Genomic DNA, 13,226 nt, shown 5'->3' on the forward strand with positions numbered 1-13,226 from the left:
AAAACGAGAATTTTCATGAGCAAACTCTTTTATCGCTCATGAAAAGATGGTACAAACCGATCTAAATTGATGGTGAGAATTTATGCTCAACTGGGATGACGAGACCACTGCCGTAGCTCCCTCGAGCGCTTCGCAACAGAACGCGTTGCGTCACGCTCAAGGCACGACTTTCGGTACGCAGGCAGCGCAAGCTGCGGCTCATCAAGCTGCCCATCAGATTGCTCAGGCGAACAACATCTTCTCCGATGGCTTCGTTCCGCCCGCAACCGCCACACCTTCCGCAAGCGCCATCGCTGCTCAGAGCGAAGCGCGCGTCAATGTCGCCGACAAGCGCATCATCAACGGCAAGACCGACGTCAATCAGCTCGTCCCGTTCAAGTACAAGTGGGCGTGGGAGAAGTACCTCGCCGGCTGCGCGAACCACTGGATGCCGCAGGAAGTGAACATGTCGCGCGACATCGCCCTGTGGAAAGACCCGAACGGTCTGTCGGACGACGAGCGCCGCATCGTCAAGCGCAATCTCGGCTTCTTCGTCACGGCAGATTCTCTGGCCGCGAACAACATCGTGCTCGGCACGTACCGTCACATCACCGCTCCGGAGTGCCGCCAGTTCCTGCTGCGCCAGGCGTTCGAAGAGGCGATCCACACGCACGCGTACCAGTACATCGTCGAATCGCTGGGCCTCGACGAGAGCGAGATCTTCAATGCGTATCACGAAGTCAAATCGATCCGCGACAAGGACGAGTTCCTCATTCCGTTCATCAATACGCTGACCGACCCGGCCTTCACCACGGGCACGCTGGAAGCGGACCAGAAATTGCTGAAGTCGTTGATCGTGTTCGCCTGCATCATGGAAGGTCTCTTCTTCTATGTGGGCTTCACGCAGATTCTGGCGCTGGGTCGCCAGAACAAGATGACGGGCGCGGCGGAGCAGTACCAGTACATCCTCCGCGATGAATCGATGCACTGCAATTTCGGCATCGACCTCATCAACCAGATCAAGCTCGAAGAGCCGCAACTGTGGACCGCCGAATTCAAGGCCGAGGTCCGCGAGCTCTTCAAGCAGGCTGTCGATCTCGAATATCGCTACGCTGAAGACACCATGCCGCGCGGGGTGCTCGGCCTGAATGCGTCGATGTTCAAGAGCTACTTGCGCTTCATCTGCAACCGGCGTTGCCAGCAGATCGGGCTTGACCCGCTCTTCCCGAACGAGGAAAACCCGTTCCCGTGGATGAGCGAAATGATCGACTTGAAGAAGGAACGCAACTTCTTCGAGACACGCGTGATTGAGTATCAAACCGGCGGCGCGCTGACCTGGGAATAACAACAAGCCCAGGACGTGTTGCAGACGAAATCGATGGGGCGGACTGGCAGCAGCGTGTCGATCACGCGCGCCTGGCCGACAAGGTTTAGGAGAACGGTCGCCTGATGCAAAGTGCGCCTACTGACTTGGCGGGCCGAGTGGCTCGAATAGAAGACAGGCGTTTTGCGATCCCTTCAATGGGATGGGCAAACTTCCCCCCGGAAAATGCCAGCGGCAAGCTCGCTGGCTCGATCAAGCGATGGCCGGCGCCGCTCAGGAGCGGTGCTGACTCAATTTGGCGCGCGGTGCCTCGGGGCACGGCGCGCCTTGCCGTATTCATTAGCGTAAGCAGGTGGGATCAGCGTACGCCGATGAATAATCCGCTTCGTAGCGTGCGCTGTCGAGAAGGCGACACGCGGGAAGCGGGTTTTGACGAAGGGTGTTGTTTGAACTGACTCTCATCTGAAAACCTGAAGGAGAAAATCATGGCAGTTGCCAAGAAAAAACCCGCCGCGAAAAAGGCTGCAGCAAAGAAAGTCACCGCCAAGAAGGCCGCTCCGGCGAAGAAGGTTGCCGCTAAGAAGGTCGCTGTGAAGAAGGTTGCAGCGAAGAAAGTAGCGGCGAAGAAAGTAGCAGCGAAGAAGGTCGCGGCCAAGAAGGTCGCTTCGAAGAAAGTGGCAACCAAGAAAGTCGCTGCGAAGAAAGTAGCGGCGAAGAAGGTTGCAGCGAAGAAGGTCGCGGCGAAGAAGGCTCCGGCGAAAAAGGCCGCAGCGAAGAAGGTCGCGACCAAGAAGGTAGCGGCGAAGAAGGCTGCAGCGAAGAAGGCGCCTGCGAAGAAGGCCGCGGCGAAGAAGGCGCCCGCGAAGAAGGCCGCAGCGAAGAAAGCCGCTGCGAAAAAGGCTCCCGCGAAAAAGGCTGCTGCGAAGACCGCAGCCGCTGCGCCTGCTCCTGCTGCGAAGAAGGCCCCCGCGAAGAAAGCTCCGGCGAAGAAGGCCGCCGCTGTGAAGAAGACTACGGCTGCTGCACCTGCCACGACGGCGACGACGGTATCGGCGCCGGCACCGGCTCCGGCCGCTGCGGTCAAGACGGCGTTGAACCCGGCAGCGGCATGGCCGTTCCCGACGGGCAGCCGTCCGTAACTTCTTGCAGCACGCGACACCCAGGCACACTGCGCTGTGCCCTTAGCCGGGTAGGCCTACCCGGCCTGAACCCGTCGTTGAGGAGACTCAGCGGCGGGTTTTTCACTTCGGCCAACGAATCGCATCGAGCCTCGGCCGCGCGGCTTTCGCGCGGCAAAGAAAAAGCGCATGCATCTTTCGATACATGCGCTTCGGTCTGAGAACGAGGCGCTCGCTTTGCGGCAGCGCTCATTCCTCCGCTGAATGCCTCAGTGCCTCAGCTCAATGCGTGACGCGCGTGACGCCGCCGCTCGACAGCAGACGCACCCGCTCGCCCGCCTGGAAGACTTCACCGTTCGCGGTTTGGGTAATGGCGCGCATGTCGCCGTTATCGAGGCGCACCGTGATCTCCAGGCCGTTCTTCATCGCGACGCTGTTCTCGACCGCGTTGCCCGCCACGGCGCCAGCCAGGCCGCCGATGATGCCCGCGATGATCGAGCCGTTGCCGCCGCCGATCGCGCTTGCTGCCGCGACGCCGCCCAGCGCGCCGCCGCCGATGGTGCCGAGGCCGGTTGGCTGGCCGTTGTTCGAGCTGATCTTCACGCCACGCACGCTTTCGACGGTCGCCATGCGCACCGTTTCCTCGCGCTGCGCCTGCGACGCCGTGTAGACGTCCGAAGAACTGCTGTTGTACGCGCAGCCCGTCAGCGCCACCGAGCCGACGAGCGCCATTGCCAACGCGATACGACTTACCGTTTTCATTCCTTTACTCCACTCATTCAGACCAGGCTGCTTCCGAAAGCCTGCTTGAAACGCTCTTCGATTTCGGCGCGCGTCGGCGCGTAGGTTTGCGGCCCTTGATGTTCGATTTTCAGCGAACCCATCAGACTTGCGAGACGACCCGTTTTCTCCCAGCCAAGCTTGTTTTCGATGCCGTACAACAGGCCGCCGCGGAATGCGTCGCCGCAACCGGTCGGATCGACCACCTGACGCGCTTCTACGGAGGGAACGTCGAGCACGCCATCTTCATGATAGATCTGCGCGCCGTGTTCGCCACGTGTCACCACGAGGGCGTCGACGCGGCTCTTGATGTTTTCGATAGACCAGCCGGTCTTGTTGCTCAGCAACTTGGCTTCGTAATCGTTGACCGCCACGTATGTGGCGAGTTCAATCATGCGACAAAGTTCCACGCCTTCCAGAATCGGCAGTCCCTGGCCCGGATCGAACACGAACGGCACGCCCGCGCGGGCCAGACCTTCGGCGTGCTCGCGCATGCCTTGCGCGCCGTCGGGGGCGACGATGCCGAGCGAGATGCCCTGCGCTTCGTCGGCACGGTTGAGGTGCGATTCCATCATTGCGCCGGGGTGGAAGGCGGTGATCTGGTTGTTCGCGAGGTCGGTCGTGATGAAGCATTGCGCCGAGTGCTGGTCGGCCAGCACGCGCACGTATTCCTTCGACAAACCGAGCGCGTCGAGTCGGTCGATATAGAGCTGCGAGTCCGCCGCGCCGAGCGTCGCCATGATTTTCGGTTCGCCGCCGAGAAGCTTCAGCGCATACGCGATGTTGCCCGCGCAGCCGCCGAAGTTGCGGCGCATCGTCGGCACCAGGAAGCTGATGTTCAGCATGTGCACCTGGTCCGGCAGGATGTGGTCGCCGAAGCGGCCCTGGAAAGTCATGATGTTGTCGTAGGCGAGCGAGCCGCAGATGAGCGTAGCCAAGGCGAACGTCCTTATCGTTGGGAACCGGAGAAGAGAATGCGCATGCGGCGCGCGGCGAGTTTCCCACCGCGCCTCGTATGCGCGGACCGCCCGGAATGCGAGCGGTCCATCGCGAGACTTACTTCAGCGCAGCGAGCGCTGCGTCGTAGTTCGGTTCCTGCTTGATTTCGGACACGAGTTCCGAATGCAGCACCTTGTTGTTCTCGTCCAGCACGACGACCGCGCGTGCCGTCAGGCCCTTGAGCGGGCCGCTCGTCACGTCGACGCCGTAGGCCTGCGCGAACTCGTGGCCGCGGAACGTCGATGCCGTCACGCAGTTCTCGATGCCTTCCGTCGTGCAGAAACGCTTCGCCGCGAACGGCAGATCGCCCGACACCACGACGACGACCGTGTTGTCGAGCTTCGTGGCCGCTTCGTTGAATTTGCGCGTCGAGGTGGCGCAGGTCGGCGTGTCGAGGCTCGGCACGATGTTCAACACCTTGCGCTTGCCCGCAAATTTCGCAAGATTGATGTCGCCCAGATCCGCGCCGACGAGCGTGAATTCGGGCGCCTGCTGGCCCGTGCCCGGAAACGTGCCGTTGACGTCGATGGGATTGCCGCCGAGGGTAACTTGACTCATGTTGCGCTCCAGAGAATGGTCGGATGCTGACGGGAAAATCGCGCGTGCCGAGCCGTGAGGGCAGCAACGCGCGTCGTGCGGCGGGATTCAGCCCTGTGCATGACGGACGGCGCGGACTCGAAACCGCGCGGCCGTCGCGGCATCAGGGATAAAAGACCTGAACCCGGTAATTCGCGGCAACCGCGTCGCCCGTATCCAGCCGGACGATGACCGGTTGCGCACTTTGCGGCGCAAGGCCGACGGCGAATATCGTACCCGGTCGCGCGTAATCCTGCGGCCAGAGCACGCGTCGGACCGCGACGTTGTTCTTGTCGTCGAGCAGCGTGAGCTCGAGCGCCGGATACGCAAGCGCGACATCCAGCCGGTTGCGCAGCGACAGCTTCAGTTCGAGCTTGTGCGGGCCGTCGACCTGGCGCAGGCCGGAACTCTCGATCTGCAATCCGTCGATGTCGCGCGGCGGCGAGGTGGTGCAGCCGATCTGATCGCAGGCGTCCGAGTAGAGCGTGTGCGAGCCGGGCACGAGCACCATCACGCTTTCGCGTTGCCACCATGCCAGTTGCACCATCAGCAGCAACGCCAGCAACACGGCGAGGATGATGCCCGCGATGCGCTTGCCCTTGCTCGTCTCCGGACGCGCCGGCGCGCGGGATTCGCGAGGCTGGTGCGATTCACGCGTGTCGCGCGATTCACGCGTTTCGCGGATGACCGGAAAGGCTTCGTTCGCGCTTGCACGGCGAGCGCCAGCGGGCGGCTTGTCGCCGAAACCGGGCTCGGCGTCGTCGGGCCACGCGGAGGGCGCAGGTGGCTCGGGCGCCGGGCGCGCCAGCGGAGCGTCCGTTCGAGGAGCCGGTCCGATGAACGGCTCGGCGCGATCATCCAGCGGAGCGACGAACGGCGGAGCGGGCGTATCGCCGGGCAGCGCATCGGCGCCGGTTCGAGCGGAATTCGCCGCTTCGGGATGCGACGCACCCACGCGAACGAATTGCTTCATCGGCCCGGGTTGCGAAGGCAGCGCGGAAGGCTCGTTCGCCGCGTGGTGCGCCGTCTCGGAGCGCGGCGGTGTGGGCCGCGTCTGCCCCGGCGCGTTCGCGGACCCGGGAGCGTTGGCGTACACGGTGCGCTCGTCGTGCTCCTCGGGCGGCGCGCTCGCCGGCGGGGAAGGCACATCGCCGTGCTTTGACGCGCCGAGGTCGAGGTTGCGCGGCGCGAAGGGTTTCGGCTTCAGCGGTGGCTCGGGGATGGCCGCCGCGCGCGCGGGCGGTTTCGGCGCGGTTGCGGGACCGGCGCCCGAACTGGTCGCGGGACCGACGGCGACGTCGTCGTCGAGGATCGCGGCATGTTGCGCGACGCTTGCCGCAGCCGGCTCGTCGGGAAGCTCGAAGCGATGATGCGCGGCATCGAAAACTTCCTGGCAATGTCCGCAGCGCACGCGGCCGTCATGCGGCGCGAGCAGATGCGGGTCCAGCTTGAATACGGTTTCGCAGTGGGGGCAGCGGGTTGCCAGCGCCATATAAGAAGTGCCGTGGGCCTGACGGCCGTCGTGGAGGATGGCGCTATTTTAAAGGCTTTCGCGCCGCGTTCCGGCGAGGCACACCCAGCCTTCCTGTTCGCGCCAGACGCCGATGTCGATCCACTTCGCGTAGACCGCCGCGACTTCGTCGGCCTGCCGCGCGAGCACGCCCGACAGCGCGATTCTGCCGCCCGGCCTGACCTTTGCGCAGAGCATCGACGCCATCAGCTTGAGCGGATTCGAAAGGATATTCGCGACGACGATATCGAACTCGCCGGCGGGACAGGCATCGGGCAAACCGTAAGTCACGTCCGCGCGATTGCGCTCGCTGTTCTGACGCGCCGACTCGACCGCCTGGGGATCAATGTCGATGCCGACGACCGGATTCGCGCCGCACTTCTTCGCGAGAATCGCGAGGATGCCGGAGCCGCATCCGTAATCGAGGACCGATTGCCCCGGCTTCACCGATTGCTCCAGCCATTCCATGCAAAGACGCGTCGTCGGATGGCTACCGGTGCCGAACGCGAGGCCCGGATCGAGTTCGAGCACGAGTGCGTCCGGGTCGGGTGCGTCGTGCCACGAGGGCACGACCCAGATGCGCTCGCCGATGGAAATCGGATCGAACTGCGCCTGCGTCAGACGCACCCAGTCCTGCTCCTCGACTTCGCGCACCGTGAACGCTGGCGCATTCTGCAAGCCGATCTCGTTCGCCGCGGCCGTGAGCAGCACGGCCGGATCGGCGTCTTCGGCGAGCAACGCGACCACGCGGGAGTGCTTCCACGCGCTCTTTTCCGGCACGAGACCGGGCTCGCCGAAGAGCGGCTGCTCGTCGGGCGTGTCAGCGTCGGCGTCTTCGACGGACACCGACAGCGCGCCGATTTCAAGCAGCGCATCCGACAGCGCTTCGGCGTGCTCGCGATCCAGCTCGGCGATCAGTTCCCGGTAACTCATGCTCTTTCTCTTGCTAGTGACGGCTTACGACTCTTCGGCGACAGCCGCCTGACGCGCGGCCAGCTTGTTCTCGAGATAGTGGATGCTCGTGCCGCCCTCGACGAACTTCGCGTCGATCATCATCTCGCGATGCAGCGGGATGTTGGTCGAAATGCCTTCCACGACCATTTCCGACAGCGCGATGCGCATGCGGTTGATCGCCTGCTCGCGCGTCGCGCCGTAGGCAATGAGCTTGCCGATCATCGAATCGTAGTTCGGCGGAACGAAGTAATTGGCGTAAGCGTGCGAATCGACGCGAATGCCCGGACCGCCCGCCGTATGCCACGACGTGATGCGTCCCGGCGACGGCGTGAACTTGAACGGATCTTCCGCGTTGATGCGGCATTCGATCGCGTGGCCCTTGAACTGGATGTCCTTCTGGCGGATCGAGAGCTTCTCGCCCGCCGCGATGCGAATCTGTTCCTGAACGATATCGACGCCCGTGATGAGCTCCGTCACCGGATGCTCCACCTGCACGCGCGTGTTCATTTCGATGAAGTAGAACTCGTTGTTCTCGTACAGGAACTCGAAGGTGCCCGCGCCGAGATAACCCATCTTCTTGCACGCGTCGGCGCAGCGGTCGCCGATACGCTCGATCAGCCGGCGCGCGATGCCCGGCGCGGGCGCTTCCTCGATCACCTTCTGGTGACGGCGCTGCATCGAACAGTCGCGCTCGCCGAGCCAGATCGCGTTGCGAAACGAGTCCGACAACACCTGAATCTCGATGTGGCGCGGGTTCTCGAGGAACTTCTCCATGTACACCTGCGGGTTGCCGAAGGCGCGGCCCGCTTCCTCGCGCGTCATGTTGACCGCGTTCACGAGCGCCGCTTCGGTGTGCACCACGCGCATGCCGCGGCCGCCGCCGCCGCCCGCCGCCTTGATGATCACGGGGTAGCCGACCGTGCGCGCAATCTTCACGATCTCGCGCGGATCGTCCGGCAATGCACCTTCCGAGCCCGGTACGCACGGCACGCCGGTCTTGATCATCGTCTGCTTGGCGGTGACTTTATCGCCCATCAGCCGGATGGTTTCGGGACGCGGGCCGATGAACGTGAAGCCGGATTGCTCGACACGTTCCGCGAAATCGGCGTTTTCAGAGAGGAAGCCGTAGCCGGGGTGGATCGCTTCGGCGTCGGTGACTTCGGCCGCGCTGATGAGCGCCGGCATGTTCAGGTAGGAGAGATTCGAAGGCGCCGGTCCGATGCACACGGCTTCGTCGGCCAGCTTGACGTACTTCGCTTCCTTGTCGGCTTCCGAGTAGACGACGACTGTCTTGACGCCCAGTTCGCGGCACGCGCGCTGGATGCGAAGCGCGATTTCGCCGCGGTTCGCAATGAGAATTTTTTCAAACATAGTGGGTCGGCTCATCAACGGGCTCGCGTGAGCGGCCCTCGGGGATCGAATCGGCGGCGCGCGTCTCGACGGATCGATCGCTATGCGCCGGCGCGGTGAAGCCGGCGGCGGCTGCGAGGCGCAACCGCGGCACGGCCCGATGCGCCTTTAGTCGCCGATCACGAAGAGCGGCTGGCCGTACTCGACCGCCTGGCCGTTCTCGACGAGGATTTCCTTCACGACGCCAGCCTTGTCCGATTCGATCTCGTTCAAGAGCTTCATCGCTTCGATGATGCAGAGCGTCTGGCCTTCTTTCACCGTATCGCCGACCTGAATGAACGGGTCCGCGCCCGGCGACGGCGCGCGGTAGAACGAACCGACCATCGGCGAGGTCACGATATGGCCCTGCGGCGCGACCACGGCGGGCGTTGCCGCTGCCGGCGCGCCTGCTTCGCCCGAGCCGCTGAAATGCGGCACGCCCGATGCCTGCACCTGCGGCGCGTACTGCTGCGGCGCCTGCATGTAGACGGGCGCGGCGTTCTTGACGATGCGAACCTTGCCTTCGCCTTCCGTCACTTCAAGTTCCGAGATGCCGGATTCCGAGACGAGGTCGATCAGCGTTTTGAGTTTACGAAGGTCCATCGAAAAATCCCCTTTCAATACTTGGAGACCGGGAATCGGCCCGGCACTTTACTTGATTTGTGGGTGTTCTGACTTCAGCGGCGAGCCAGCGCGGCCCGACGCCCTGCGTGCGCACTCACGCGACGCTGTGTGGCGCCCGTGCATGCGACGACGGAAACATCGACGGCAGAATCGGTCGGCGCGCCAGCGGCGTTCGCATCGAACGCGACGGCGTGCCTGGGTAGAAGCGCGCGCCCGAGCGCCATGCGCATGACTGCTGCGGAAGCATCGCCGCGGCCGGCACCGGACTCACGGAAGCCGGATTCGACGGCGAGGTTGCCTCTTGGCGCCAGCGGAGTAGTCATAGTCGCTTCGGGTTGTGCGGAATTGGGCGCACTTTAGCGCCGTTTAGAGAATTTTGTCTAGTTTTACCGTGCGGATGATTCCGAAACGACGGGACAAATTACCGCGCAGCCCGGCTCGATACGGCGAATTTTCCGCAAGTTCGGCGTAAAGCACCCTAAATCGCAGCTTAATCCATGCAATTCATTGCTTACCGTCTGCGAATTTTTACAGGCTGTCGAGCGTGTGGCGAAGCTCGGCGGGATCGACTTCGCCCAGTTTTGTCGACCGCACCTGGCCTTTCGAATCGATCACGACGGTAAAAGGCAAGCCGCCGGCGTTGTTGCCGAAGCTTCGCGCAAGATCCGCGCCGCCGAAGCCAGTGACGTATACGGGATAAGCGACCGGTACTTTTCGCAGGAAGTCGTTGACGTTCTTCTCGCTGTCGACGCCAAGTCCGATGAACGTGACGCCTTTTTTCTCGTACTCGCGCTGCATTGCGGAGAGCGTCGGCATTTCCTTGACGCACGGTCCGCACCACGACGCCCAGAAGTTCACGACGACCGGTTTGCCTTTGAACGCGGCGAGCGGCTGGGCCGTGCCGGAAGCGCCGGGCGGCGTCGCTTTCCAGAGCTGATCGACGGCGTTCCCGCCCGCCTGAGTCGCGGCCACGGTGTCGTTGCCGGTGAAGACGTGACCGGCGTAGAAGCCGCCGACGGTCGCAGCCACCGCGACCACGAGGGCCGCCGGAATGCGTGTGCTTTTCATGAGCGTCCGGAGATTGGATCAGCCGCCGATTTCGAGCGGCGGGGCGTCGGGATGATCGAGCAGCGCGCGCACGGCCGCCATGTTCGCACGGGCGAGGCGTCCGCGGCCGTCCGCTCGCACGGCGCCGCGAAGGTCATCGGTTCCATAGAGCGCGATATGCAGGCCGACCGGCTCCTCGCCGCGCGTCCGATGCAGAAAACTCAGCGTCTCGACGTAGCCGCGCCCGGCGAAATGCCGCGTCTCCGACACGTCGTACTGCACGTTTGCGTTCAGCAGGTAAATCGCGACTTCCTTGGGATTGTCGCAGAAGCATTGCAGATGAATATCGGAATGCTCGCCCGCCGTGCCGTTGAGCACCGCGCCCGTCAAATAAGGATCGAACGGCTTGAGACGTTCCATCCAGTCGAGCGCGATTTCGCGCATGCGGCGCAGCACGGCAGGCTGACTGTCGCTTTGGAAAAGCGCCTGATATTCGCGGATTTCTTCTTCGATCTGGTCGTTATCGGGCAGGAATTCGCCGCCGATCTTGGTCTCGCCGACCACGAGCTTCGCGGCCTTGCGCTTGGCGGTGGAGTAGTCGAGACCGTCTTCGGCGATCATCCGTGCAGCCGCGATCGCGATTTCCTCGCGCACGCGCTGCGGGTCGAAATGTGATTTGCGAACCATGCCGGAATGATACTAGATAACCTCAGGCGGCCCTTTTGCAGACCCGGTGCGGCGGGCGTGCGCGGGCAGAAAAACGCTTCGCGCGCTCGGTTACAATATGCGCCTACAGGCGCCTTTCTGCACGGGTTTGCCCTTAGGTTCATGCAACCTTTGATTCACGCAACGGCGCCGTCCCTGTTTCCGCATTTCAATCGCCCGCGCGGGCGCGACACGGTTTATGCACATCCACATCCTCGGCATCTGCGGCACCTTCATGGGCGGACTCGCTGTTCTGGCGCGCGAAGCGGGCCACAAGGTCACCGGCTGCGACGCGGGCGTCTACCCGCCAATGAGCACGCAGCTTGAAGCGCAGGGCATCGAGTTGATCGAAGGTTACGGCGTCGAGCAGCTCGCGCTGGAACCCGATCTCTTCGTCATCGGCAACGTGGTGTCACGCGGCAACCCGCTGATGGAGGCCATCCTCGATCGCGGCCTGCCGTACACGTCCGGCCCGCAATGGCTCGGTGAGCACGTGCTGAACGGCAAGTGGGTGCTTGCGGTCGCGGGCACGCACGGCAAGACCACGACGAGTTCGATGCTCGCGTGGCTGCTGGAAGACGCCGGCATGAATCCGGGCTTTCTCATCGGTGGCGTGCCGCTCAACTTCGGCATCTCCGCGCGTCTGACCGATTCGAGCTTCTTCGTCATCGAAGCCGATGAATACGACACCGCGTTCTTCGACAAGCGCTCGAAGTTCGTTCACTATCGCCCGCGCACGGCCGTGCTCAACAATCTCGAATTCGATCACGCCGATATCTTCCCCGATCTCGCCGCGATCGAAACGCAATTCCATCACCTGGTGCGCACGGTGCCGGGCGTCGGGCGCATCGTGACGAACGGGCGGGAAGCGGCGCTCGAACGCGTGCTCACGCGCGGCTGCTGGTCGGGCGTGGAGCGTTTCGGCGTCGATGGTGGATGGCAGGCGTTGCCGGCAGAGGAAGGCGCGCGCGTCGACGAGCGGTTCGCGGTGTACTGGGAAGGCGAGCGGCTGGGCATCGTCGATTGGCAAGTGCAGGGCGAGCACAATCGCATGAACGCACTCGCGGCGATCGCGGCGGCGCGCTCGGTCGGCGTGCCGGCGGCGCAGTCGGTGAAGTCGCTGGCCGCGTTTCGCAACGTCAAGCGGCGCATGGAAATAAAGGGCAGCGTCGATGGCGTCACCGTCTACGACGACTTCGCGCATCATCCGACCGCGATCGAAACGACCGTCGCCGGATTGCGCACCCGCGTCGGCCAATCCCGCATCCTCGCCGTGCTCGAACCGCGTTCGAACACGATGAAGCTCGGCACGATGAAAGCGCAATTGCCCGCCAGTCTCGCCGATGCGAACCTCGTATTCGGATACGGCGCGCGCGAAGGCCGCGACAAGCTCGGCTGGGATCTCGCCGAAGCGCTGTTTCCGCTCGGCGACAAGGCGCAGGCGTTCAACGAAATCGAACCTCTGGTGCGGGCGGTCACGGCCGCCGCGCGCCCCGGCGACCACGTGCTCGTGATGAGCAACGGCGGCTTCGGCGGCGTTCATCAGAAACTGCTCGACGCGCTTTCGGCGCGTGGCGCAGGAGGACATTCGTGATTCTCTATCTGCACGGCTTTCGCTCGTCTCCCCAGTCGTTCAAGGCGCGCGTGATGCATGCGCGTCTCGCTGAACTCGGGCGGCTCGGCGAATGGCGGTGTCCGACGCTGCCGGTGTCGCCCTGCGATGCCGTCGCGCTGGCGGAGTCGCTCGCGGCGGGCGAAAAAGCGGGCGATGTGACCGTCGTCGGCAGTTCGCTCGGCGGCTACTACGCCACGTATCTCGCGGAAAAACACGGCTGGCGCGCCGTGCTGCTCAATCCCGCCGTGGTGCCGGACCGCGATCTGAGCCACTATCTCGGCGAGCAGCCGCTGTGGCACGGCGACGGCAGCATCACCGTGTTGCCGCGTCATCTGGACGAGCTTCGCGCGCTCGCGGTCAAATCGGTCACGCGGCCCGAGCGCTACTATCTGATCGCGGCGACGGGCGACGAAGTGCTCGATTACCGCACGATGCTGGATCACTATCCCGGCGTGCGGACCACGCTGATTCAGGGCGGCGATCACGCGATCAGCGACTTTCCGTCCTATCTCGCCGATGTCATCGCGTTCTGCGATCAGGCGCCGCCGCCCTTGGTTGCGCCAGCGGCCGCCTGACTCCCATTCACACCGGCGCGCCTTGTCACAG

The 13,226-nt window shown here is 63.7% G+C and carries 15 protein-coding genes; 5 read left to right on the top strand and 10 right to left on the bottom strand.

What is annotated here, in order from left to right; translation table 11 throughout:
* The first annotated feature begins 82 nt into the window (after positions 1–82).
* The 3 genes from AWB75_RS02370 (at position 83) to AWB75_RS02380 (ending at position 2,442) form a co-directional block, all read left to right on the top strand.
* Positions 83–1,324: a ribonucleotide-diphosphate reductase subunit beta gene (locus tag AWB75_RS02370; RefSeq protein ID WP_061122486.1), complete on the top strand. Its 1,242-nt coding sequence runs from the start codon at positions 83–85 to the stop codon at positions 1,322–1,324.
* Between the two features lie 104 nt (positions 1,325–1,428).
* On the top strand, positions 1,429–1,758 hold the full coding sequence (locus AWB75_RS38340) for a hypothetical protein (RefSeq protein WP_087086449.1): 330 nt from the start codon (positions 1,429–1,431) through the stop codon (positions 1,756–1,758).
* 30 nt (positions 1,759–1,788) lie between these two features.
* Positions 1,789–2,442, top strand: a complete 654-nt coding sequence (locus AWB75_RS02380) for a histone H1-like DNA-binding protein (RefSeq protein ID WP_087086450.1) — start codon at positions 1,789–1,791, stop codon at positions 2,440–2,442.
* Between the two features lie 261 nt (positions 2,443–2,703).
* On the opposite strand, the gene AWB75_RS02385 is transcribed toward AWB75_RS02380, so the two are convergent.
* The 10 genes from AWB75_RS02385 to AWB75_RS02425 form a co-directional block, all read right to left on the bottom strand.
* Positions 2,704–3,183 carry an outer membrane lipoprotein gene (locus AWB75_RS02385; protein ID WP_035507755.1) on the bottom strand — a complete coding sequence of 160 codons (480 nt, stop codon included), beginning with the start codon at positions 3,181–3,183 and terminating at the stop codon, positions 2,704–2,706.
* A 17-nt stretch (positions 3,184–3,200) separates the two neighbouring features.
* The gene (locus tag AWB75_RS02390; protein WP_061122487.1) at positions 3,201–4,139 is read right to left on the bottom strand and encodes a carbohydrate kinase family protein; all 939 of its coding nucleotides are present in this window, start codon (positions 4,137–4,139) and stop codon (positions 3,201–3,203) included.
* A gap of 118 nt (positions 4,140–4,257) precedes the next feature.
* Positions 4,258–4,758 (bottom strand): thiol peroxidase, encoded by a 501-nt coding sequence (gene tpx / locus AWB75_RS02395; protein ID WP_061122488.1) that lies wholly within the window; start codon positions 4,756–4,758, stop codon positions 4,258–4,260.
* A 142-nt stretch (positions 4,759–4,900) separates the two neighbouring features.
* Positions 4,901–6,268 carry a zinc-ribbon and DUF3426 domain-containing protein gene (locus AWB75_RS02400; protein WP_061122489.1) on the bottom strand — a complete coding sequence of 456 codons (1,368 nt, stop codon included), beginning with the start codon at positions 6,266–6,268 and terminating at the stop codon, positions 4,901–4,903.
* A 48-nt stretch (positions 6,269–6,316) separates the two neighbouring features.
* Complete coding sequence (gene prmA / locus AWB75_RS02405; RefSeq protein ID WP_061122490.1) at positions 6,317–7,219, bottom strand: 50S ribosomal protein L11 methyltransferase; 903 nt, start codon at positions 7,217–7,219, stop codon at positions 6,317–6,319.
* 24 nt (positions 7,220–7,243) lie between these two features.
* On the bottom strand, positions 7,244–8,611 hold the full coding sequence (accC, locus tag AWB75_RS02410; RefSeq protein WP_061122491.1) for an acetyl-CoA carboxylase biotin carboxylase subunit: 1,368 nt from the start codon (positions 8,609–8,611) through the stop codon (positions 7,244–7,246).
* 147 nt (positions 8,612–8,758) lie between these two features.
* Positions 8,759–9,232: an acetyl-CoA carboxylase biotin carboxyl carrier protein gene (gene accB, locus AWB75_RS02415; RefSeq protein WP_061122492.1), complete on the bottom strand. Its 474-nt coding sequence runs from the start codon at positions 9,230–9,232 to the stop codon at positions 8,759–8,761.
* Positions 9,233–9,306: 74 nt separating this feature from the next.
* Positions 9,307–9,576 (bottom strand): hypothetical protein, encoded by a 270-nt coding sequence (locus AWB75_RS36875; protein WP_143746394.1) that lies wholly within the window; start codon positions 9,574–9,576, stop codon positions 9,307–9,309.
* 205 nt (positions 9,577–9,781) lie between these two features.
* A complete protein-coding gene (locus AWB75_RS02420) occupies positions 9,782–10,321 on the bottom strand; it encodes a TlpA family protein disulfide reductase (protein WP_061122493.1) in 540 nt (179 codons plus the stop codon).
* A gap of 18 nt (positions 10,322–10,339) precedes the next feature.
* Positions 10,340–10,987 (bottom strand): hypothetical protein, encoded by a 648-nt coding sequence (locus AWB75_RS02425; RefSeq protein ID WP_061122494.1) that lies wholly within the window; start codon positions 10,985–10,987, stop codon positions 10,340–10,342.
* 217 nt (positions 10,988–11,204) lie between these two features.
* Between AWB75_RS02425 and mpl the strand changes: the two genes are divergently transcribed.
* Both mpl and AWB75_RS02435 read left to right on the top strand, forming a co-directional pair.
* Positions 11,205–12,599, top strand: coding sequence for a UDP-N-acetylmuramate:L-alanyl-gamma-D-glutamyl-meso-diaminopimelate ligase (mpl, locus tag AWB75_RS02430; protein ID WP_061122495.1), 1,395 nt, complete (start codon positions 11,205–11,207; stop codon positions 12,597–12,599).
* The gene (locus AWB75_RS02435; RefSeq protein WP_061122496.1) at positions 12,596–13,195 is read left to right on the top strand and encodes a YqiA/YcfP family alpha/beta fold hydrolase; all 600 of its coding nucleotides are present in this window, start codon (positions 12,596–12,598) and stop codon (positions 13,193–13,195) included. The genes mpl and AWB75_RS02435 overlap by 4 nt, the downstream gene beginning before the upstream one ends.
* Positions 13,196–13,226: the final 31 nt, after the last annotated feature.

This window comes from Caballeronia catudaia, assembly GCF_001544755.2.
Lineage (GTDB): Bacteria > Pseudomonadota > Gammaproteobacteria > Burkholderiales > Burkholderiaceae > Caballeronia > Caballeronia catudaia.

What these genes read in the sequence shown, in the direction of transcription:
- AWB75_RS02370 (WP_061122486.1), top strand. Translation starts at nt 83, where the DNA reads ATGCTCAACTGGGATGACGAGACCACTGCCGTAGCTCCCTCGAGCGCT.
- AWB75_RS38340 (WP_087086449.1), top strand. Translation starts at nt 1,429, where the DNA reads ATGCAAAGTGCGCCTACTGACTTGGCGGGCCGAGTGGCTCGAATAGAA.
- AWB75_RS02380 (WP_087086450.1), top strand. Translation starts at nt 1,789, where the DNA reads ATGGCAGTTGCCAAGAAAAAACCCGCCGCGAAAAAGGCTGCAGCAAAG.
- AWB75_RS02385 (WP_035507755.1), bottom strand. Translation starts at nt 3,183, where the DNA reads ATGAAAACGGTAAGTCGTATCGCGTTGGCAATGGCGCTCGTCGGCTCG.
- tpx (WP_061122488.1), bottom strand. Translation starts at nt 4,758, where the DNA reads ATGAGTCAAGTTACCCTCGGCGGCAATCCCATCGACGTCAACGGCACG.
- AWB75_RS02400 (WP_061122489.1), bottom strand. Translation starts at nt 6,268, where the DNA reads ATGGCGCTGGCAACCCGCTGCCCCCACTGCGAAACCGTATTCAAGCTG.
- prmA (WP_061122490.1), bottom strand. Translation starts at nt 7,219, where the DNA reads ATGAGTTACCGGGAACTGATCGCCGAGCTGGATCGCGAGCACGCCGAA.
- accC (WP_061122491.1), bottom strand. Translation starts at nt 8,611, where the DNA reads ATGTTTGAAAAAATTCTCATTGCGAACCGCGGCGAAATCGCGCTTCGC.
- accB (WP_061122492.1), bottom strand. Translation starts at nt 9,232, where the DNA reads ATGGACCTTCGTAAACTCAAAACGCTGATCGACCTCGTCTCGGAATCC.
- AWB75_RS36875 (WP_143746394.1), bottom strand. Translation starts at nt 9,576, where the DNA reads ATGACTACTCCGCTGGCGCCAAGAGGCAACCTCGCCGTCGAATCCGGC.
- AWB75_RS02420 (WP_061122493.1), bottom strand. Translation starts at nt 10,321, where the DNA reads ATGAAAAGCACACGCATTCCGGCGGCCCTCGTGGTCGCGGTGGCTGCG.
- AWB75_RS02425 (WP_061122494.1), bottom strand. Translation starts at nt 10,987, where the DNA reads ATGGTTCGCAAATCACATTTCGACCCGCAGCGCGTGCGCGAGGAAATC.
- mpl (WP_061122495.1), top strand. Translation starts at nt 11,205, where the DNA reads ATGCACATCCACATCCTCGGCATCTGCGGCACCTTCATGGGCGGACTC.